General features: G+C 55.6%; 21 protein-coding genes and 1 riboswitch. Of the genes, 12 read left to right on the plus strand and 9 right to left on the minus strand.

Translation table 11 applies throughout. The features are described from left to right. The first annotated feature begins 23 nt into the window (after positions 1–23). Together KIG99_RS20500 and KIG99_RS20505 are read left to right on the plus strand one after the other, a co-directional pair. Positions 24–968 (plus strand): FecR family protein, encoded by a 945-nt coding sequence (locus KIG99_RS20500; RefSeq protein WP_226461960.1) that lies wholly within the window; start codon positions 24–26, stop codon positions 966–968. A gap of 590 nt (positions 969–1,558) precedes the next feature. Then, on the plus strand, positions 1,559–4,648 hold the full coding sequence (locus KIG99_RS20505) for an HD domain-containing protein (RefSeq protein ID WP_226461961.1): 3,090 nt from the start codon (positions 1,559–1,561) through the stop codon (positions 4,646–4,648). Here the strand turns inward: KIG99_RS20505 and KIG99_RS20510 are convergent. After that, positions 4,638–5,165, minus strand: a complete 528-nt coding sequence (locus KIG99_RS20510) for a hypothetical protein (RefSeq protein WP_226461962.1) — start codon at positions 5,163–5,165, stop codon at positions 4,638–4,640. The two genes, KIG99_RS20505 and KIG99_RS20510, sit on opposite strands and share 11 nt — an antisense overlap. A gap of 189 nt (positions 5,166–5,354) precedes the next feature. Here KIG99_RS20510 and KIG99_RS20930 point away from each other — a divergent pair, with 189 nt between their 5' ends. Continuing rightward, complete coding sequence (locus KIG99_RS20930) at positions 5,355–5,531, plus strand: transposase (RefSeq protein ID WP_226461963.1); 177 nt, start codon at positions 5,355–5,357, stop codon at positions 5,529–5,531. Between the two features lie 241 nt (positions 5,532–5,772). Next, the gene (locus KIG99_RS20725; protein ID WP_404817912.1) at positions 5,773–6,006 is read left to right on the plus strand and encodes a hypothetical protein; all 234 of its coding nucleotides are present in this window, start codon (positions 5,773–5,775) and stop codon (positions 6,004–6,006) included. A 97-nt stretch (positions 6,007–6,103) separates the two neighbouring features. Here the strand turns inward: KIG99_RS20725 and cbpB are convergent, their stop codons facing one another. Both cbpB and cbpA read right to left on the minus strand, forming a co-directional pair. Continuing rightward, positions 6,104–7,474, minus strand: coding sequence for a peptide-modifying radical SAM enzyme CbpB (cbpB, locus tag KIG99_RS20525; RefSeq protein ID WP_226461964.1), 1,371 nt, complete (start codon positions 7,472–7,474; stop codon positions 6,104–6,106). Next, positions 7,471–7,620, minus strand: coding sequence for a modified peptide precursor CbpA (gene cbpA / locus KIG99_RS20530; protein WP_226461965.1), 150 nt, complete (start codon positions 7,618–7,620; stop codon positions 7,471–7,473). The genes cbpB and cbpA overlap by 4 nt, the downstream gene beginning before the upstream one ends. 83 nt (positions 7,621–7,703) lie before the next feature. Beyond that, positions 7,704–7,892: riboswitch (cobalamin riboswitch) on the minus strand. A 496-nt stretch (positions 7,893–8,388) separates the two neighbouring features. Between cbpA and KIG99_RS20535 the strand changes: the two genes are divergently transcribed. Beyond that, positions 8,389–8,706, plus strand: a complete 318-nt coding sequence (locus tag KIG99_RS20535; RefSeq protein WP_226461966.1) for a hypothetical protein — start codon at positions 8,389–8,391, stop codon at positions 8,704–8,706. Then, positions 8,624–10,546, plus strand: a complete 1,923-nt coding sequence (locus KIG99_RS20540; protein WP_226461967.1) for a PAS domain S-box protein — start codon at positions 8,624–8,626, stop codon at positions 10,544–10,546. The genes KIG99_RS20535 and KIG99_RS20540 overlap by 83 nt, the downstream gene beginning before the upstream one ends. 803 nt (positions 10,547–11,349) lie before the next feature. Here the strand turns inward: KIG99_RS20540 and KIG99_RS20545 are convergent. The 4 genes from KIG99_RS20545 to KIG99_RS20560 all read right to left on the minus strand — a co-directional run bounded on the left by KIG99_RS20545 (position 11,350) and on the right by KIG99_RS20560 (position 13,942). Further along, entirely contained in the window at positions 11,350–12,345 is a 996-nt protein-coding gene (locus KIG99_RS20545; protein WP_226461968.1) for a TerC family protein, read from the minus strand. Positions 12,346–12,570: 225 nt separating this feature from the next. After that, on the minus strand, positions 12,571–13,032 hold the full coding sequence (locus tag KIG99_RS20550; RefSeq protein ID WP_226461970.1) for a tellurite resistance TerB family protein: 462 nt from the start codon (positions 13,030–13,032) through the stop codon (positions 12,571–12,573). 150 nt (positions 13,033–13,182) lie between these two features. Further along, entirely contained in the window at positions 13,183–13,458 is a 276-nt protein-coding gene (locus KIG99_RS20555; protein ID WP_226461972.1) for a hypothetical protein, read from the minus strand. Further along, positions 13,442–13,942: a tellurite resistance TerB family protein gene (locus KIG99_RS20560; protein WP_226461974.1), complete on the minus strand. Its 501-nt coding sequence runs from the start codon at positions 13,940–13,942 to the stop codon at positions 13,442–13,444. Before KIG99_RS20560 ends, KIG99_RS20555 begins: the two co-directional genes overlap by 17 nt. Positions 13,943–14,062: 120 nt before the next feature. On the opposite strand from KIG99_RS20560, the gene KIG99_RS20565 reads away from it, so the two are divergent. Further along, entirely contained in the window at positions 14,063–14,965 is a 903-nt protein-coding gene (locus KIG99_RS20565) for a LysR family transcriptional regulator (protein WP_226461976.1), read from the plus strand. Positions 14,966–15,170: 205 nt separating this feature from the next. Here the strand turns inward: KIG99_RS20565 and KIG99_RS20570 are convergent, their stop codons facing one another. Next, a complete protein-coding gene (locus tag KIG99_RS20570) occupies positions 15,171–15,833 on the minus strand; it encodes an SOS response-associated peptidase (RefSeq protein WP_226461977.1) in 663 nt (220 codons plus the stop codon). A gap of 70 nt (positions 15,834–15,903) precedes the next feature. After that, positions 15,904–16,224 carry an amine oxidase gene (locus KIG99_RS20575; RefSeq protein WP_226461978.1) on the minus strand — a complete coding sequence of 107 codons (321 nt, stop codon included), beginning with the start codon at positions 16,222–16,224 and terminating at the stop codon, positions 15,904–15,906. A gap of 797 nt (positions 16,225–17,021) precedes the next feature. On the opposite strand from KIG99_RS20575, the gene phnC reads away from it, so the two are divergent. From phnC to KIG99_RS20600, 5 genes are read left to right on the plus strand one after another with little or no spacing between them, the layout of a single operon-like run. After that, positions 17,022–17,831: a phosphonate ABC transporter ATP-binding protein gene (phnC, locus tag KIG99_RS20580; protein WP_153133008.1), complete on the plus strand. Its 810-nt coding sequence runs from the start codon at positions 17,022–17,024 to the stop codon at positions 17,829–17,831. Between the two features lie 3 nt (positions 17,832–17,834). Next, entirely contained in the window at positions 17,835–18,689 is an 855-nt protein-coding gene (phnD, locus tag KIG99_RS20585; RefSeq protein ID WP_153133009.1) for a phosphate/phosphite/phosphonate ABC transporter substrate-binding protein, read from the plus strand. A 2-nt stretch (positions 18,690–18,691) separates the two neighbouring features. Beyond that, positions 18,692–19,498, plus strand: a complete 807-nt coding sequence (gene phnE, locus KIG99_RS20590) for a phosphonate ABC transporter, permease protein PhnE (protein WP_153133010.1) — start codon at positions 18,692–18,694, stop codon at positions 19,496–19,498. An 11-nt stretch (positions 19,499–19,509) separates the two neighbouring features. Continuing rightward, the gene (locus KIG99_RS20595) at positions 19,510–20,517 is read left to right on the plus strand and encodes a phosphonate dehydrogenase (protein WP_153133011.1); all 1,008 of its coding nucleotides are present in this window, start codon (positions 19,510–19,512) and stop codon (positions 20,515–20,517) included. Further along, complete coding sequence (locus KIG99_RS20600; RefSeq protein WP_153133012.1) at positions 20,514–21,443, plus strand: LysR family transcriptional regulator; 930 nt, start codon at positions 20,514–20,516, stop codon at positions 21,441–21,443. The genes KIG99_RS20595 and KIG99_RS20600 overlap by 4 nt, the downstream gene beginning before the upstream one ends. Positions 21,444–21,550: the final 107 nt, after the last annotated feature.

A 21,550-nucleotide genomic window follows, 5' to 3' on the forward strand; every position in this document is an offset into this window, starting at 1 on the left:
CCAGCCTGCCGAGAATCCGGCGCATGCCCCATTCGCCCCAAGCCTCTCCAGCCGCTGACAACAGCGAACGCGCCCAGGAAGAAGCCGCCTTCTGGTTTGCCCGACTGCATGGCGAAAATGTTTCCCGCGAGGAAAGGGCGACCTTTGCCGGCTGGCTGGCAGGCAGCCCGGAAAACGCCCGGGAATTCGGAATTCTTGAGCAAATCTGGAACCACTCGGCCTGCCTTGCACCGCAAGCCAAGCCGCGCGCGCGACGGTTGTTGCATGGTGCCGCCGGACTGGCCGCCATGGCCCTGCTGGCCAGCTGGCTGTTCCATACCGCGCCGGGCGAGCTGGTCGCCACCGGCATCGGCGAGCGGAAGCACCTGCAACTCAGCGATGGCAGCGAACTGGACCTTGCTCCGCGCACCCGCTTGCACTTCCGCCTGGACAAGGATCAGCGCCATATTGAGCTGCATGAGGGGCAGATCGCCATCAACGTTGGCGCTGATCCGCAACGACCGCTGGAAGTTGTGGCCAATGGGCATCACATCCGCGATATCGGCACCCGTTTCGTGGTGGAAACCGGGGCGAAGCAGACCCGCGTCAGCGTCGCCGAGGGCCTGGTGGAAATCCGGCCGGCCAATGGCGATGCAGCGACGCAGCGTCTCGCGGCGGGCGAAGAGGTATCCGTGACTGATGGAAAAATCGGCCCGGTTTTGGCCGTTGACCGCAGCATTTTGCTGGCGTGGACCAAAGGCCAACTCGCATTTGAAGGCCAGCCGTTAAACGAGGTGATCGCCACCCTCAACCGCTTCCGCAAGACGCCGATCATCCTGGACGAGCCAAATCTCGGCGGCATGCGCATCAGCGGCGTTTTTCTGATCGACAAGGAAGAAACCGCGCTGATCGCCTTGAGACAAATCGCCGGTCTGCGCTTTCTGGAAAGCAACGGGATGGTGCACGCCAGCACCGATCATTCCCGCTGACCCTTCAACAACCGAATGGTTGTGGCACGTTCATTTGCTTCGCCAACGCCAAACGACTAACAGTGGCGGAACGCTCCCCGTCCGATCCGGTGACCGCCCCGGCCGAGGCTGGGAACCTGTGGAAGCTCGACGACGCCAAAGGGGTTACCTCTGCGATTACATCAGCGGGGTCGGCGTAACATATGGAAGTTGCAATAAAAAAGACAACATACACCAAGCCCCCAAATTTCATCAGTTCCTCCAATAGCATTGGTGATTAAATGGGCCGGGCTCGACTGTACTGATGCCCTAAGAGGGCATTGAACTCGATCAGTGGCTAAGCGGCAGCTAATTGTCACGTTGCCGTCGGATTCCAACTGTCGCCCCAAGGTCGGCTTTGGCCGACATCCAGCCGGCAGCAACTCGGCCAAAACTGTCTATGGGGTGCCCGACAATAGAGGTCGGCTATGCGCCAGTTACTCGCCGTTCGGCTCGGAATCCCCGCTAGCCGGAGCTTTCATAGCGGATGACCTAAGCCAACACGTTCCTGTCACTAATATAAACTGGAGGCATAATTGGATCCAACTTACATAGGAAACCGAGGACAACTAATGACAAGGACAATCTGTGTTGCGCGGGTGGAAGAAACGAGTCTCTGGAAGGCGCTATCGAATCGAAATACAGAAGCCGCAAAGCACTTGGGTCCTAATGTTGTCGCGGTATGCAACGAGGCTGCTGATCGGATGAAGGCAATGGCCGGATACGCACCGCAGTACACGCTTCATGATGAACGCCACCTACTTAGAACCACCGAACTGATGAGCTTGCTGCTAGGTGACGAAGTAAAGAAACTCAATGAGGTTGAACTGGCTCTTCTGATTCTTTCGGCGTTTTTTCACGACCAAGGAATGCTGCCCTCTGATAGTGATTTGTCGTTGCTTAGGAAGTCCGATGAGTTCAAGCTTTTTCAGGATAACTGGCGCGTAGATCATCCAAACTACGCAGAAACATCGAGGCAACTAGCCGACCCCACAGTTTCCACCGAACGAAAGGAGCGGTTGGGCGCGCAGATTGGCGAACTCGATACTGCGATGCTTACCGATTTCCTGCGCCGAGGACACGGACGAAGGTCATCCGAGCATATCCTATCCCGTCATCATAGTGACAAGCGCATTGAGGTACAAGGTGTAAACCTTTCGCCGTTGATTGCGCGATTATGCGAAGGGCACGCGCTACCTGCCGACGATATAAATCCAAGTCAGGGTTTTAGATACGACGAGCAAGTCGGAACCTATTGCGTCAACATGCCTTTTCTCGCGGCGGTTCTGAGGCTCGCCGACATTCTCGACTTCGACCGTGAACGCACACCCGAGGTGCTTTTCAAGAGCATCCACTTCACGTCTCCCGTAAGCTTGTTCGAATGGGAAAAACACCGTGCCGTCGAGGGGTGGACAATTTCCGAGGAACTGATCCGGTTCTCAGTGAAATGCAAGCACCCGGCGTATCAAGCAGCCGCACTCGCTTACATGGGTTGGATCGATCAGGAGCTTGAAGCTGCGCATTCGATTTGCCGCCGACAACCACGGGACATTAGCGGTTATCACCTACGACTTCCGACCCATGTCGATCGATCTCGAATCGAACCCGATGGTGACTCCTACCGATATCACGACCTCGAATTCTCCCTTTCCAGAGACGAAATTATTCGTCTGCTGATGACCGACGAACTCTACGGCGGAGAACACCTGTGCATCCGAGAACTGTTGCAAAATTCGCTCGACGCACTGAGGTATCGCCAAGCGCTCTTTGCGGAATCAGACACACAGTGGAGCAAAGGCAAAGTTGAGTTTTGCCATTTTGTTGATGACGATGGCTACGAGGTTGTCGAGTGTCGAGACAACGGCGTGGGGATGGACGAAGGCATCATCCGCCGGTTCCTTGTGAAAGTTGGCAGAAGCTACTACCGGTCTCCGGACTTCGAACGCGAGCGAACGAGATTGAGAGCATCCGGTAATGACTTCGACCCCTGCTCCCGATTCGGCATTGGCTTCATGTCCTGCTTTATGTTGGGTGACAGGATAACTATTGAAACGCGCAAGGACTACGGACACGGGCGACAGTGGGGAGAGCCGCTTGTCGTCGAAATCCAGGGCTTGAGCGGCCTGCTCGTAGTTAGAAAGGGAAGTGACCAACAGCCTATCGGCACGACCGTAAGGATCGTGTCGCGCAAGAAGCCGTCGTTTCTCGACAATTGGTCGGACAAGGTCAAACTCACAACCGTGCTCAGAGGCTATGCCCTGGCAACCGAATTCCCGGTTATCGGGAAATGTGAAGTTCCCGAAATTAAAGACACAGTGACAATCCCCGTCACGATCGACAAAACGCCAACGGTGCTCGAATCAGCCAATATCAAAGCTGCGGTGACTTTCGATCAAGACCTTTCTGAAGTATCAAAATCTTTACGGGGATTCGTCCGGGATTCTGTCTTGGTCGACGATCATGGATTACCTTCAGTCGACAATTGTGAGGCAGAGTGGATAGCGAATACTGCGGGCCCAGGAAAAAAGTGGATATTACGTTCTCGTACCGGAACAACTTCGTTTGAACGCAATATCCATGGTTACGTTTCCGTTTGTGTCGACGGGATATTGGTCGGAGGCGACCCGGGGCGGCATTCTGACGGGGATACACTCCGATATCGGCTGGGATCGTGTAACTCGGGTATCTATTGCGAATCGCCCGCATTAATCGATACAAGAGGTGACCTTAAACCTGAAATCACGCCCAGCCGGACTCCTCCAAAGGACAACTTTTCGAGGCAACTCCCGGGCTGGAGTCGACTAAATAGTTTCTTCAATATTGGTGTAGGGATGCTATGGAAACAACTGGCCAACTACCATTCCAAAGGGCTTTTGCCACAAGCTTTTTGGCAGCTGACAGTCATCTACAGCATTCCTGTTGAATGGATTCCACCATCAACGTTATGGGAAACGCTTTCCGTGTCCTTGGTCGATAATAATAATGGGGTTGTATGGCGCAAAGTTCGTGAACTCGGCGAACTCTTGATGTGTGCGGACGGAGAGGAAACCTTTGCCCTGCGAGACAAACAGGGTGCTAGCGTCGCTCCTTCACAATTTCTGAAAGATTGGGAAGTAAAAGGCGAGGATCATCCGTCGCTGTCTTGGCGAATGAGATCAAGCGTTCTGCTTATGAGTGCTTTGGATATTAGGGACGATCAAGTAGTTGTTAATCCGACAGTCCAACCCGACCGGGGCATACCGTTAGGAATGTACACTCGGCGCGGGGCAGTCGGTGTGGCTGGTTTTTTCCTCGCCTACGCAGGCTCTGCCACAAATGCCATTGCAGTCGAGACACCTTACCCGACCGCCAATAGGAACCATCCTCTTGTTGCGCTGGCGCATCAAAGTATTAATGCAAATGAGCCGACCGACCTGCAACGGTTCGCGCAGGGGTTCGTTGCATGTATTTCGGAAACGGTCAGTAGCAAAATAAATACCCCTTCTATAGAGACAGTGGGCTATTGGCAAAAACGTGTTGGGCATCTTTACTTCGCGGTTCAGTGGGACCAATGCGAACAGAGCCTCAAGCCGCCTTACCAGCTCTGGACAAAAGCTAAAGGGTGGTTCTCATTTAGTGAAGTCGACTTCACGCGATGGAAAGACGCGGAACTTACCAGCTAGTAATTACTACGAAGCCGCTCCACCAACAAATTGTTGGTTCCTTGAAGTCAGCTAACGGATACCTTGCCTGAGGTGCCCCCGGATTTAGTGCCAAGGGCGTTTTAGTAAAAGTCCTTGCTGAGCCGAAGCGGCCGGCGCGTTGGTAGATTTCCAACTGGGCGTCGACATCCGAGCAAACACCCGCCAGGATCTCTTCGGCGACAATGCGATGGGGTTCAATTCTTTTTTCGTACTTCTCAAAGAGTTGTCGCTCTTCTTCGTCGGACTCGTGGCCATCGAGGGCGTAGAAAGCATAGAAATCGTGATATTCGGAGCAGAAGGCGTCGAAACTCATTCGGCCTTGCGCGCACAGGCGAATCAGGTTGTCGTGATGATCGAGGGAGCCGATCAGGTGGTATTCGGACTCAAAGATGACCATGGAGTATGGGGCCCAACGTAGAGCTAACCGGCGCTGCGCAGCTTCATCGCGCAGCGTCCAGCGACCGAAGGGAGCGAGGTTGAGCGCCGGGTCATGCATGCTTTTCCACCAGCAATTCTTTTGACACAAAGCGGCATGCCTCTATTTCAAGATGCTTGATGGAGCCCTTGGTGCGGGCGCCATCAACTGAAAGGAGGCTCGGACAGGCATGCAGGTCGAGGTGGGCCAAAGCAGGCAATTTGTCGATTCCGTCAAGTGTCTTGAGTTTGCGCGAGGTATCCGCCGGGGATGCTGCTCAAGGTCATTCTCTGCGCCTACGCTCAGGGTGTGGTGAGCAGCCGGGGCATTGAGCGGCTGTGCCGCGAACACGTCACTTTCATCGCTCTCAGCGGCGACTCCGTGCCGCACTTTACGACGCTGAGGGCATCACGGAACCTAGAGGCGCTTCTCGCCGTAGTGGCCTAGAGTGGTCCAACAATTTCACCCCCATGTGTGGCATGATCGTCGATGCCGACTTGGCCTTATCGAAAGCACGCTTCAAGGACGAAGTAAACGGTGGGCGTCATGTTCCGAACGCTATCCCTTTGACCGCATCAGTTGGTCTGAATGTGGACGACGGTGGTCCCTGGTTTCGCGGTATGCGACTGTGCTACCCGGGTCCTACGATCTGGAAGAAAAGGGCGTGGAAAAATCACGAGCCTTCTGGATGATCAACCTGAAGATGGGCTACCGCTTCAATAAGCAATGGCAGACGACCATCGATGTCCTGAATCTGTTCAACAAGCAGGCCAATGACATCGAATACTGGGGCGGAGCCTGCACACGGAATGAGGCAACTCTTGGAACGGGCGGCTGCGGTGGTGGCAGCGCAATTGATGGCAGACCGATTCATCCGCTTGAATCGAGAACGATACGCCTCGGCTTAAAGGTGAATTTTTAAATCGAGTTCTGGGCGGCGCAAAAACCACCTAATTTTGCTGGCCCGCAATCGACAAAGTGGCGGAGAGCTCCACTTCAAGCAACCCTCCGCCATTTCTTCAACTCAGCGCAAAAACGGTTTCCGTCCCGTCGTCCCAGCCGTCCCACAGATAGTCATCGGCCTTGCCATCGGCGATCAGGCGCAGGGCGTAATTGACCTGTTCCTTGTAGAAATCGCAGAAGGCGCCGATCTTGTCCATGCCGCCGTTCATCTCGAAGGCTTCGGCCGGACAGGGCGAGCCGCAGAAATGGCGGATCGCACAGTCGCCGCAGGGGCTGAACTGGTCGACATCGCGCGTCGTCACCGTCTGGAAGGCCGGCGAGGTCAGAGCCGCTTCGACGTCATCGACCAGCAGGTTGCCGCCCCGGAAATCGGGCAGGCCGATAAACTCGCTGCACGGGTAGAGGCTGCCGTCGGCGGCTAGTGCGAAGAAGGCACGACCGCCGCCACAGGGCGAGATGTCGCACATCAGGCGGCGCGCCGTCGGGGCCAGGATTCCGATCAGGATATTGGCGAAATTGGCCACCATCAGCTTGCGGCCGGTCTCCCGGTACAACTCGTGGGTCCGATCCATGGCGGCGAAGAAGGCCTTGGCCATGTCGCCGTCGGCCGGCTTGACGCCGCGCGCCCCGGGCTGGGTGCAGCGCACGGTGTTGAGCATGCAAGTCGGCACTTCATGGGCGTGGAAGAGTTCGATCATGCGCGTCAGGTGAGGCAGGTTCTCGGTCGTGCAGGTCGTGATGACGCTCCACGAGCCGTAGCCGCGCAGCTTCTCCATCGTGCGCAGCACCTTGTCGTGCACGCTCTTTCCGCCCCAGGTCCGGCGCGTTGCATCGGTGATCTCAGCCATCGGGCCGTCGAGCGAGAGGCCGATACTGACGTTGCGCAAGGTCAGGAAATCGAGCGCCGCGTCGTCGAGCAGCGTGCCGTTGGTCTGTAGGCCGAAAATGAAGTCATCGCCGAAGGCATCAATCGCCGCGAAGACGGCGGCCTGGTTCATCAGTGGCTCGGCGCCGTGGAAAATTGCGCGCGGCTTGCGGCCGTCCGGCATGACCGAGCGAAAGTAGTCACGCAGCTTGCCCAGCGAGGCGAGCAGTGTGTCGACCGGCATATGGCTGCCACCGCTGCGTTGGGTACCGGGCAGGTAGCAGTAGGTGCAGTTGAGATTGCAGCGCTCGGTCGGATTGAGATAGACGCCGGAGGGCTTCAGTTCAAAGCGCAAGGCATGCAATTCCTGCCGGAAACCCTCGGCTTTTTCGCGATAGGCCGCAAGTGCCGCCGGATCGAGTCCATCGTCGACCTTGTTCTTGTCGACTAAAGCCCAGAAGGCGGTGTCCGGATCGGTCAAGGCGGCGTAGATATCGTGGCCAATGTCCACCGGCAGGAAGCGCGGGTCGCCCAGCGCTCCCATAGGAAGAGCAGCGGTCATTTGGCCGCCTTCCTGTCCATCAGTACATAGTGCGACAGGCCCATGCCTTCCGGGTTGCAGCTCTTGCGCACGGCGATGGTCGGGACGGCCGGCGTAGCCTGGGTCGTTTGCGGGGTTTTGACGGTTGAAGTCACGGTTTGGGTCATGTTCCACTCCTCGGGAATAAAAACAAAAAGGGCTCCGGCTGACCGCACGCTTTGCGCATGCGGTCAGCCGGAGCCCTTGCCTTGGCTCCTGATTGGTATCGATTCGTCTTCTGGCTTCCGGATCATCCGAAGCGCTGCGCCTTCCCTGCAAGGTATATCTCGCAAGTGGCTGGTCTGCTAACCATGCAGCCTTCGTCCCCGGTTACAGCGGCGGGCCCGCCACGGATTCGCACCGTGTTCCGTATCTCGATACCGATAGGAGCGCGGATTGTCTCAAAATGCCGCGGAAATGGTCAAGTCTCTTAACCTCTCTTCATGACGACAGATGCATCCAATTCAGATATGGTGCCATCGAATTGCCGGTAATCAAGATGCCTTACTGGTCGTTGCCTAGCCCCCTCGGTCCCAATGATTGTTAAGGCCCACGATGAGCCGGCGACCAGTCGTCACGAATGACTCCCGCAATTTGTTACCTGCCTTTCAACCCTTCATTGTCAGAACGGCAGGACTGGGCACAGAGTAGGCATCCGCCGCTGAAGGAAGCAGCCCTTCTGACGCCATGGCGCCTCAACGTCGGCAACCTGCGCAACACCGGCCGCTCAACCGAGTCAGCCCCACCGGCGGCAATGGCCGAAATCCAGCCTCATGCGAGCAAAATCAGGCAGCACCTCGGCCAAATCGACCGTTCGCCAATGGCGGCGAATATGTCCACAATACGCAGCTTAGCTGTCGTTTGGCAGAAGTCTGCTCTGATCCTCAGCAACCCTAATGGGCGAACTAATGGATGAATCAAAGCGTGTGCTGTTTCAACTGGGCCAGAATATCCAGCGCAAAGAGTTGGCTCAGGTCGAGGAAGCATTGTGCAACAAGTTGCCTTTCGACAGTCAGGACAGCGTGAAGGTGATTGCTGAGAAGCTCAAATTACCAACGCGTAAAGCGTCCCGTAAATTTGCCTCACTGGTAAATCTATATACTGATCATTACTATGACGGAAACGCTCAAGATGAACCATTACCCCATACCTTCCGACGAATCGGAACGACTGAATCTGCTGCACGCACTCAATCTTCTAGATACGCCAGATGAACCCGTTTTTGATCGCATAACGAGGCTTGTCGCTCGAATATTAAATGTGCCGATTGCGCTGGTTTCACTCATAGATACTGATCGGCAATGGTTCAAGTCGCGAGTGGGATTAGACGTGACCGAAACCCCGCGCGAGATGGCGTTCTGCGCGCATGCCATCATGCAAAGCGAACCGATGATTGTGTCAGATGCTACGCAAGATGTGCGTTTCAAAGAAAACCCGCTAGTTACAGGAAATCCAAATATTCGGTTCTACGCCGGTGTTCCCTTGCGTAGTACCGCTGGCATGGCGATAGGTACCCTGTGTGCGATCGATTCCACGCCTCGGATTTTGAGTGACGACGAAACTAATATTTTGATCGATCTCGCCGCCTTGGTTAGCAAGGAAGTGCAGTTGCGCGAGACAGTGAGTCTTTCCCGCGATCAGGTATCCCGATCTACCCGCGCTATCGAAGCGGTTGAAGCTCGATTTCAAACCGTATTTGAACGAGCCGGGGTAGGGATCGCTCTGGTAGCACCCGACGGGCGATGGATTAGTGTCAATGACGAGCTTTGTCAGACTGTTGGTTATAAGCAAGAAGAACTGCTAAACCTTACATTTCAAGATATTACTCATCCCGATGATCTCAACACCGATTTATTCCTGCTTCAACAATTGATCGAAAACAAGATTGATCGGTATCAACTGGAAAAGAGGTACATCAACAAGAGTGGAGATACCGTCTGGATTCATCTGGTGGTTACCAAACAGATGAACAAGGCTGGGAAACTCGAATATTTTGTTTCGATCATCAAAGATATCCAGGCACGCAAGGAAGCAGAGGCGTCTTTGGCTGAGTTACGTAAGACACTGGAAGAACGGGTGGAAAGCAGAACGCGGGATTTGCGCTTGGCAAATACGATGCTTTCATCGGCAATGGAGCAACAGTTGCAATCAGAGCAAGCTTTGCAGAAACGCGAAGCCGAGTTGAAGATGGTGATCGAAAATGCAAACGATGCATATGTATGTATAGATCACGCTGGTGTGATAAGCGCTTGGAATCGACAAGCCGAACAGACTTTTGGCTGGAGCGCGCAAGAAGCCATTGGCCGTAGGCTCGATGAAATGATCATACCGCCTCAAATGCGAGAGTCACATTGCAACGGCATGAAGCGCTACCTGACAACCGGGGAGCAGCATGTGTTGAATCAGCGGATTGAGTTGACTGCAGTGCGACGAAGTGGCGAGACGTTGCCTGTAGAAGTGCGTGTTACTGCACTTGAAATCGACGGAAAAACCATTTTTAGTGCCTTTTTGCACGATATTAGCGAACGCAAAAAGGCTGAAGCTATTCGAGAGCATGAGGCGCTGCACGATTCCCTGACTGGGCTACATAATCGGCGAGGACTGTTTAATTTGCTACCGCTGGCAATGGCCCGATCCAACCGTAACCAATCCTCCTTGGCGCTCCTATTTCTTGATCTGGATGGTTTCAAGCAGGTCAACGATACGCAAGGACACGATGCTGGTGACATTGTCTTGCTCGAAGTCGCTATGCGGTTGAAAAAATCTATTCGACAAACCGATACTGCTTCGCGCCTGGGGGGGGACGAATTTACAATCGTTTTGGAAAATATACAGTGCGGTATTCCTGATGCTACGGACGTCGCCCAAAAAATATTGCAAGCGATTCAACTCCCCATTCCAATTGGATCGACTACTGCCAACATAGGTGCCAGCATCGGTATTGCGATACATCATCCCAATGATGCAAACACGGCTGATCAACTTGTTAGCAGAGCAGATGCCGCAATGTACGAGGCCAAACGGAAGGGTAAATCTAGAGTTTGCATGCTCTAAGTAGGTGCCCCGCTGACTCGATGGCTGGTGATTGCAGTACTGGTTGGCCATCAAACGACTCCCATTCTCGCGATGACGGCAAATGCTTTTGCCGAGAACAAGGATTAGTGCTTCGAAGCAGGTATGAATGACTTTATTGCCAAGCCAGTCATGCCGGAAGTATTTTACGAGACCTTGCTCAACAGGTTTGAAAAGGGACGGGGCTGACGACGCCTTGAAAGCAAAAAACCGCCATTTGCGCGTCAGTGACTTGTACGTCTGAAGTGGGCACGATCCAGACCTAGTCAGATAGTGTGAGCAGAGGTTAAATCCATCAAATTGCCAATGGCCAGTCTGCTTTCAGAACCGGCTATTTTTGATTGAGCAGCCCACTGACCGCTAAGGCCGATAAGGGGGGAGTAACTCCACCGCAGCCCAGAAAATGTCATAGGTATATTATTGATCGGATGACGTATCCGTGTAGATGACAAAGCTAACCGTCGGTCGGGGTTACGTTTCATTTATTCAGTGCTGTGCCCGTTGATGGTTATGAGTGGCCGGTATTCGGCGAGCAAATCGATGACCTTACTGTCGCAAACCGGCCGCAACCAATCTCTCACGAATTCACTCCGTAGCAGCCATCGGCCACAAGGTTGAGTGACAAAAATACTTCTTTATATTCCATATGGATCATTCCACGATGGCGGCATGGACACTATTTTTTCTGAGCGTCGTTTGGCATACCCCCTTTTCAGTCAGAGATTGGGAAGACAAGACCGGCAGCCTGACTGCCGGTCCTCAACCAAGACATGAGCGGGGAGTCATCAACTGTTGTCACGGGGCATGATTTTCCGCTCCCCCGTAGAACGGGCATCCTTTTTCAGCGACAGGACGATCGAAGTGGCGATGATCGACGCAACGATACCAAGCGAAACGGCTACCGGTATCTTGAAGAGGTCAATGAGCAGCATCTTGACGCCGATGAACATCAGCACGATGGCCAGGCCATATTTGAGCAGCGAGAAACGGTCGGCCATGTCAGCGAGCAGGAAGTACATGGCGCGCAGGCCGAGGATGGCGAAAATGTTCGAGGTCAGCACGATGAACGGGTCGGTGGTGATCGCGAAAATGGCCGGGATGGAGTCGACCGCAAAGATCAGATCGGTGAGTTCGACGAGGATGAGCACGAGGAACAGCGGCGTGGCATAGCGCACCAGTTTGCCGGACGCTTCCTTCGTAATGAAAAAGCGTTCGCCATGCAGTTCGTCAGTCACCTTCATGTGCCGGCGTATCCATTTGATTGCCGGATTGTTGGCGAGGTCAGGAGTGGCGTCGGCGAACCACCACATCTTGATGCCGGTGACCAGCAGGAAGGCGCCGAAGACGTAGAGCAGCCAGTGGAACTGGGTGATGAGCCAGACGCCGGCGAAGATCATGACCGTACGCATGACAATGGCGCCGAGCACGCCGAGGATGAGCACCCGTTTCTGGAGTTCGAGCGGAATGGCAAAAAAGCTGAAAAGGATGAGCCAGACAAAGACGTTGTCGATGGCCAGCGATTTTTCGATGAGATAGCCGGTGATGTATTCCAGGGCTTTCTGGTCGGCCAGTTCCCGCCCGACTGTGCTGTCGAGGTACCACCAGAGGGCGCCGGCAAAGAGGAACGATACGCCGACCCAGATGCCTGACCAGGTGGCCGCTTCCTTGATAGTGACGCGGTGTTGCTTGCCGCCGCCGACGACGAAAAGGTCGATGGCCAGCATGATGAGGACGATGACAAAAAAACCGGACCACATCCACCAGGTGCCGATTGTTTCCATGAGTATTCTCTCCCTGTCGGTAAACCTTCACACAGCGCCGTGCAAGTGCATTTTACGGAATGCGCCGCACTTTGGGTGCTGCAAAGGTCTTGCTCGCGGCCCTGTTGCCAGAACCACCCGTGACGCCGGGAACCAGTGAATCATTCCGTGCTGACGACGTCGCGGCGGAGAGCTACTCCCCCTTGTCTTTGCTGCAAACTACATGAGTCTGGCTTTGTTCAACAATCAGGTGCGGACATGTTCATGTCGCCCGTGACTCCGCACGCGTAGCGAAGGTATCGAGCAGTCAGAGACTTCGTACAGGTCGATGCCCCAGAATTTCATCGCCTCGGCCACCAGCACGGCCTCACCACCGGAGAGCTTGCTGTCGGCATTGACAACGTCGAGCATCATGCGCAGTACCTGTTTTTGCAACAAGGGATGCTCCACGTCGGCGAGCAGAAGATCGATGTTTTCAACATCCAGTTCGAGTTGTCCACCTGGGGTGCGATGGGCGCTGGTCAGCATGTCGTCGCAGAGTTCATGGATTACCCTGTCGAAGCTCCCTTCGTTCAGGCCCAGGCGGCGAATGGTGTCAGTGTGATCGAGTTGTTTCAGTTCGCTCGCATCGATGGCTCCATCAGCCATCAGGGTCAAGGCAACAAGTCGGCCCATGGCTTCAGGGCTGTCGGAAGGATAGTGACGCATTTTAAATCTCCTTGAAAGTCAGGTTGGTATTTCGGTTTGGCCCCATTGCTGCGGGGACAGGGCCACTATGCGAGGATTTGACCATTTAATCCAATTAAACAAATTGCCACTAAACATTTAATAAAACTTATGGATTGTTGCTGCGTCATTTCAGAATGCGGCGATCGCCAGATAGGTCTGCAACTGGCGCCCGGTCGCGCCCTGCTCATCGGTCGGGCGGGCCTTTTGCAATACAGTTCGCACATCTTCAGCGGACGCCGCCAGCGCAGCATCGCTGAAACTGACGCGGAAGGATTCCTGAATCTCCGGCAAATCAACCCGCTGATCACGGGCCGGCCTTTCCTGGCGCATGACGAACTCCCGGAGAATGCCGCTGCGCAACGCTGTTGCTGCATGATTGGTCGGCAGTTTATCCAGTGGCAGCATAGTGCTTTCCTCCGGAGATACTGACTGCCGTGCCATTGCCGATCGTCGTCTCGGATGACTGGCAATGGCGCGGGACGGATGACCAAGTCATTTCGCACAAATCCATTCCCCAGCACTCGAGGGTCTGCGCAATCAATGTGACCTCTCCAGCAGTCAGGTGATGGTCGGCATGGACGATATCGAGCATGATGCGCAGGATCTTTTCCTGCAGTACAGGATCACTGATCTCGCCCAGCAGCGCTTTGATGCGGTGCTTATCCAGTTCAAGCTGCCCGGAAGCAGTGCGTTGCGCACAGGACAGCATGTCCGTGCAGTATTCGTAATAAATCAAGTCGAACCGCTCGTTGTCCAGACCAAGCCGAGCCAGCACATTCTGCCGCTCAAGCAGCAGGACTTCACTGCGGTCAATGGCTCCGTCGCACATCAATGCCAGTGCCACAATGCGAGCACCGGCTTCCGGACTATTGTTGGTGTATTTGCGCACTTCAGGTCTCCTTGAAAAGGTCGAGTTGATATTTACCGTAGTTGCAACTCCACTATCGATGGCGAAATGTATAAAATCAAATTAAACAATCATTAATTATGGATTTGCCAAGGCTTATATATGCCGCGTCGCCGCATTACCTTTCGCCAGTTGGAAACCTTTGCTGCTGTCTCCCGCTTGAACAGTTTCACCAAGGCCGCAGATGCCCTGCACCTGAGCCAACCAGCCGTTTCGATACAGATCAAGCAGATTGCCGACACCATAGGCCTGCCCCTTTTCGAGCAGAGCGGGCGCGATATTGCGCTGTCGCCGGCAGGGGAGGAATTGCTGAAAACAGTACGCAGCCTGGACGACATATGGAATCACTTCGAATCGGCGATCGATGAGCTGAAAGGCTTGAAGCGCGGCAAACTGCGCGTCGCACTGGTCACCACCGCCAAGTATTTCCTTCCGCGCATGCTGGGTGCCTTTTGCAAGCGTTATCCGGATATCGATATCGAACTGGAGATCGCCAACCGCGAAAAAATCGTCGAGCGACTACGCAACAATCAGGACGATATCTACGTGATGTCCTACCCCCCTGAGAATCTGGATATAGTCAGGCTGCCCTTTCTCGACAACGAGTACGTCGTCGTCGCGCCAAAGACGCACTGGGCCGTCGGCAAGCAGGTTTCGATTCATGAACTGGCTAACGAAGCTTTCCTTTTGCGCGAACTCGGCTCCGGGTCACGTCATATCATCGATCAGCACATGCAGACGACCGGCACGCAGCTCAAAGTGCGCCTCTCACTGGCCAGCAATGAAGCCATTCGCGATCTGGTCGCCAGCGGCATGGGGTTGTCCGTACTTTCGCGCCATGCTCTGGGCAAAGACTTTGATCGTGATGGCCTGGTTGCGCTTGAAGTCGAAGGATTCCCACTGAAGCAAGCGTGGAACGTGGTTCACCTAAGCAGCAAGATTCTCTCGTTACCGGCGCAAGCGTTCCTTGATGAATTGCTTAAGCAAAGCCTTGGTGGAGTGTGAAAACCTGCCTACACAAGTGAGTTGAAGGCATCTAAGTCGGGGGATTACGATCAGCGGGTTATGGCCGACTGGGTGAGGTCGCCAACGGCAGCTTCGGAGTAGTCCAGTTCGCCGAACCCGGGTATGGCTGACCGGCTGCTATCGGGAAACCGCAATGACCGTTTTGGGCACGGAGCCGACGTAGCCCTGATGTGAAAGCTCGGCATCAAAGCAGCGATTGCTGAGACCGTTCGGCCACCAGATTCTCCGCCGGGTAAAGTCGTAAGAAGTCCCGACTTGCCGAGATTGGCGCCTGCAGCCACGCGTCGTAGTCCCGTTCATGCAAAATAACGACCGAGCGCTTCTCGTCATCGGGTTTGTGAAATAGGCGCATGAAGGGGTGTTGATCGGCATTGATGGTAAGCATCGTATAGCTGTGGATCACATCCCCTGAAGGATTGCGCTTGGTTGCCCAGAGGCCAGCGATGCCCATTGGCTTGCCATCGGCGCGGGTAATGCGCGTTGATACAGCCCGGCCGCTGCGCCAATCCGGCTCATAGATGGCTTCGGCCGGAATGATGCAATGCTGAGCCTGGCGCCACGCATCGCGGTACGACGGCTTCTCATGTACGGTTTCCGAACGGGCATTATAGGTATTGCGGGCGATGGTGGCATCCTTCGCCCAATGCGGAATCAGGCCGAATGAGCCGACCAGCAGTTCGCGCAGAGGAACAGCTTCGTCGCCGACATCGGCAAACTCATGCTTGCGTAAAAATGGGCCTAAATAGCCGGGCCAGAGGCTGGACTTCAGGTCCAGCGGAACATCGCTCACGCCAAAGAAGGACTTGAGACGGGCAGGATCGGTTTGTGGATCGTAGTGGGCACACATACAAACCAGCATACCAAAAACGGAAACCCCTCGGGTTTGGACGCCGAGGGGTTTCGAGACAACCGATTTGTTACTTGGTCGTCGGTGCAGCGGCAGGCGCAGCAGCCGGTACGGCAGCTTCCTTCTTCTCAGCCTTGTGGCCATGTGCCTTGGCATGCTTCTGAACCGGCTTGCCGGCTTCCGGCTTTGCTGCGTCGACCTTGGATTCGGCCTTGACCGGTTCGGCGGCCTTCGGCGCTTCAACCTTCTTCTCGACAGCCGCCGGGGCCGGAGCCGTCACCTTGGTAGCGGGAGCCGACGATGCGGCCGGGGTGGCGGAGCCCTGGGCGAAGGAAGTAGAAGCAAAACCAGCAGCAACAGTCAGGGCAACGAGGATCTTGGAAACTTGCATTTTGAATCTCCTAAACAGGTCGGTTGTTCGTTTGGTTTCAGGTGCTGACAACCATTTGCAGCACCATGAGCCGAATAACGCGCCGAGTTGCTGCGCCGATGTCAGCAGAAACGTAAGCCTATGTATCGGCCTGTAAGGGGACGTTTGACGAAAGGGAAATTAAAGTACGTTAAGCCTTTGGAATTGGCTGTAACGGGGAAGTAAGCCGAAACGGACGTAATGGGCGCGTCACATTCACATGCGTGCAGCGGACTTCTGACCGGGAACGGTCAGGAGTCCTATGTACAAAGCGCCGCGAGAAGCCGGAACCGCCGAAAATTCCGGCGATCAACCGGCAAGCTGCTTGAGGCGCTCGGCTAGGCGGCCGAAAGCCTCGTTCACGTATCCCAGCTTTACGCCAGTTTGCTGCCATTCAAGGTTTCAGGCTGTCCGGCAGCTGGGTGCCCGTAGCTGCCGTTCGCGCAGCCAAGTGTTCAACGGCTGGTATTTGATTGCAGCTGCCGTTCCCGCCAACAGTACCCTCGCTAGTCTTCGCTCTCAGCGGTCATTTGGTGCGCGCCGTTTGAGCGACTGCTACACATGACGTTGCTGCCATTCGAGCTCGCCCGACGAAAATTTCTGGTGCGGAGTGCCTTGAACTAACCTGACGCCTGGTCCGCGTAGTCGATTCTTCACAATGCGGTAACACGATTGTAACCGTCGGCGATTAATGTCGCCCTTCCGATTTGATTTGCTTTATTGCATGCCGATGTTGATTCGAAACTCGAATCAGCCACGGCGGCATGGAAGGGGTGCCCTTGATTTATCTGAACGACGTATCCATCCGATACCACGACGATCTGGTGGCCCTCCAGCCGACCTCGCTACGTTTCGGTCGCGGGGAGTTTACTGTACTGCTGGGTGCTTCCGGTGCCGGCAAATCCACCCTCCTGCGCTGTCTTAATCTGCTCAACAAGCCAAGCACCGGTCAGATCAATGTGGATGGCATCGGGGCGATTGAGGGCAGCGCGGCCTTGCAGACCCATCGCCGTCAGACCGGCATGGTTTTCCAGCAGCACCAGCTCATCGAGCGCCATACGGCCCTGGCCAACGTGTTGCTCGGGCGTATCGGCTATCACTCCACCTGGCGTAGCCTCTTTCCGCTGCCACGCGCCGAGCGCCAGATAGCGCTGGAATGCCTGAACCGGGTTGGTCTACTGCACAAGGCACTGCACCGGGTAGACCAACTGAGCGGCGGGCAACAGCAACGAGTAGGCATTGCTCGGGCCCTGGCACAACAACCCCGCCTGATGCTGGCCGACGAGCCCGTGGCGAGTCTCGATCCCGCCAGTTCTCGCCGGATACTTACCCAACTCAAACAGATCTGCCGCGAAGATGGGATTACTACCGTGGTCAGTCTGCACCAGGTCGAATTCGCCATAGAGTACGCCGACCGGGTGATCGGCCTGGCCCAAGGCCGCATCGTCTTCGATGGGTCGCCCGATGCGCTGACCGAGGGTGTGCTTGACATGATCTACGACCAGACGACGCCAGTGCCCACGCGGCCCACCAAAAATGCTCACCTCCTAAACAATCCATCGCTTGACCTAGCCATCATTGAGGACTAACCCATGAAAAATCTGCTCGCCCTGCTCGGCGCACTCACCATCGCCATTGGCGTTCATGCCGCGCCCAATCCGGACCCGCAAACGCTCAAGGTGGCCCTGCTGCCGGACGAAAATGCTGGCACCGTCATCAAGAACAACCAGCCCCTGAAGGATTACCTGGAGACCACCCTTGGTAAGAAGGTTGAACTGATCGTAACTACCGACTATTCGTCAATGATCGAAGCCATGCGCTTCGGGCGCATCGATCTGGCCTACTTCGGCCCGCTCTCCTACGTACTGGCTCGCCAGAAAAGCGAGATCGAACCCTTTGTGGCCCTCAAGGCCAAGGGCAGCACGACCTACCAGTCGGTGATCATCGCCAATACAAGTGCCGGGATTACGCGCATCGAGGACATCAAAGGCAGGAACATGGCATTCGGCGACAAGGCATCGACGTCGAGCCACCTGATTCCAAAGTCCGTCCTTGCCGAAAAGTCGCTAGATGCCGGCCGGGACTATCAGGAACATTTTGTCGGCTCGCATGATGCTGTCGCCATGGCAGTCCAGAACGGACATGCCCAAGCCGGTGGCTTGAGCCGTCCGATCTTCGAGTCCTTGGTCGAGCGCAAAATCATCGATCCGGCCAAGGTGTCGGTTCTCGAATATTCCAAGCCCTTTCCCCAGTACCCCTGGACGATGCGCTCCAACCTGAATCCTGAATTGAAGGAGAAGATTCGCGCCGCCTTCCTCAATCTTAAGGACCCTGCTGTTCTCAAGCCCTTCAAGGCGGAAGGTTTTGACGTGATTACCGACAAGCATTACGACGTCGTCCGCAATCTGGGCCCCCTCCTCAAGATTGATCTCGCCAAGTTCCAGTAAGCATGAATACTCGCAGCCTCGATCACAATGTGATCATTGATCAACAGCAGCGCGCCTGGAACAGCGGCGCGCTGCGACTGGTGACGATGCTTCTTGTCATCGGCCTATGCATCCACTATGTCGGACTGTTCGACGGGGAGCGCCTAGCTGACGGAGGCCCTGCCATCCTCCTTTTACTCAGTGAAATGTTCCCGCCGGACTTTCAGAACGCCCGCAGTTGGCTCAAACCGCTGATCGATACGCTGGCCATGAGCGTGGCCGGTACCGCTCTGGCGGTCGTGCTATCTATTCCCCTGGCCTTCCTCGCGGCCCGCAACACCACGCCGCATCCGGTGATCTATCAGGTGGCCCGAGCCACCCTGAATGCGCTGCGCTCGATTCCCGAACTGATCCTGGGCATCATTTTCGTTGCTGCGGTTGGCTTTGGCGCGCTGCCTGGCGTACTGGCTTTGGGCTTGCACTCTGTAGGCATGATCGGCAAGTTCTTTGCCGAAGCCATCGAGCATGCCGACGAAGCGCCCATTGAGGCAGCTCGTGCCGCTGGCGCCACGCCTATCCAGGTTCTCCTGCACGGGGTTATCCCGCAAGTGCTGCCGCAAATGGCGGACATCTCGATCTATCGCTGGGAATACAACTTCCGTGCCTCGACTGTCATGGGCATGGTGGGCGCTGGCGGCATTGGCTTCGAGCTCATGGGTTCTCTGCGCATCATGCAGTATCAGGAGGTCTCGGCCATCCTGCTTGTGATCCTGCTCATGGTTACGCTGGTTGATACATTCAGCAGCACGCTCAGAAAACGCTTCAAATGAATGGAGACAATATGAAGCCTAAAGTCGTCCTTACCAGCTGGGTGCATCCGGAAGTCATCAATCGGCTGGCTGAACATTGCGACGTAGTTCCCAATACGACTCGCGAGCGCCTCTCCAGAGAGGAAATCCTGAGTCGCGCCAAGGATGCAGATGCGATCATGACCTTCATGACCGACAGCGTCGACCAAGAGTTTCTGTCTTCCTGTCCCCGTCTGAAAGTCGTCGGCTGTGCCTTGAAGGGTTATGACAACTACGATGTCGATGCCTGTACCCAGCATGGCATCTGGCTCACCAATGTGCCCGATCTGCTGACCATTCCGACAGCGGAACTGACGATCGGCCTGTTGATCGGACTTACCAGGAAGATTATTCAGGGCGATCAACTGGTCCGCAGCGGTTCCTTCGACGGATGGCGACCTGTGCTTTACGGCGCCGGCCTGACAGGCCGAACTTTAGGCATCATCGGCATGGGTGCTGTGGGACAGGCCATCGTTGCCCGCTTGCAAGGCTATGAACTAAAGCTGTTGTACGCCGACCCCCGACCTTTGCCCCCCGAGATAGAGGCTCGCCTTGGTCTGCGCCGTGTCGCTGTGGATCAATTGCTGGCGGAAAGCGACTATGTCGTTCCGATGCTTCCGATCAGCGAAGAAACGCTTCACCTGATCGACGCCGATGCGATCACAACCATGAAAGCCGGAGCGTTCCTCGTCAATGCCTGTCGTGGTTCCGTCGTCGATGAGGAGGCGGTGGCTGATGCGCTTGCTGCCGGCAAGCTCGCCGGGTATGCCGCGGATGTCTTCGAACTCGAGGAGTGGGCCCGGCCGGATCGACCGACGAATATATCCGGACGTCTGCTGGCGGATTCCGAGCGAACGCTGTTCACACCACATATTGGCTCTGCCGTGGACTCCGTCCGCCTGGCGATTGAAATGGAGGCAACGACCAATATCCTGCAGGCCTTGGCTGGCCAGGAACCGCAAGGTGCAGTCAATCGCCCGGTAGCAAAGGTCGCAGCCTGAACACACTCAACCTCGACCAGGTTGCGAGTTTTCTCGCTATCGCCCGACTGGGCAGCTTTCGTGCAGCGGCGCAAGAGCTGGGGATTTCCCAGGGGGCCATCTCACAGCAATTACAAAAGCTGGAGCGCCTACTGGGTGCCCGTCTTGTCGAGCGGGACCCCAAGGGCTGTCGGTTGACGGTGGAAGGGCGGGAGTTCGAAGGTCATGCCCGAGATCTCCACCGCCTCGCCAACAATGCGCTCAACACATTTCGAGAGCGTCGCCTTGTCGTCGGCGCCAGCAGCAATATTGGCATCTATCTGCTCCACCCTTATCTCAAGGCGTATGGCGACGAAAGCGGGGCAAGCATTGACATCCAGATTAGCCGAAACCTGGTGGTTGCCGAACAACTCGCCAAAGGCGAGATTGATGTCGCTCTCATGGAATGGTGGGACGAGCGTCCAGGCTATGTCTCGCGCGTCTGGCGAACAGAGGAAATGGTTGTCATCGTTGCGCCTGAACATCCCTGGGCAGGATTGCCCTATTTGAGTTGCAGCCAATTAAGGCAGACGCCGATGCTTGGCGGCGAGCCCGGTACGGGTACTGGACGGCTTCTGGCGGAGTATCTGGGTATCGAATTGGCAGAGCTATCAATCGGTGCACGCCTGGGTTCAACCGATGCCGTCAAGCAATGGGTGAAAGCGGGGATGGGTGTGTCGTTGGCACTTGCCGGAACTGTCGATGATGAGACAAGATCAGGGAAGCTAGTCGCCATCCCGCTGGAAGGAAACCCGCCACCACGCAAGGCCCTTCAGGTGGTTTGGCGGGATTCGCTCAGCGATGAGCATGCGGCTTGTCGATTCGGGACTTGGCTGGTTGAATCAGCCGCGTTATCGCATCAAAAAAATGTCCAGGTTCATCCAGCGCGCTGGCCATTGGGTGAGTAGCGAAATTCGACAAGCAGCCGCTCAGATTCGTCATCTGAGAGTATTCTGTTGGACGTAGTTGAAAGGCGGCAATGGAGGCTGTAGCTGCCGCTAAATCTGCTCGCACC

Origin of the sequence: Quatrionicoccus australiensis (genome assembly GCF_020510425.1) — a bacterium.
In the GTDB taxonomy this organism is placed as follows: Bacteria; Pseudomonadota; Gammaproteobacteria; order Burkholderiales; family Rhodocyclaceae; genus Azonexus; species Azonexus australiensis_A.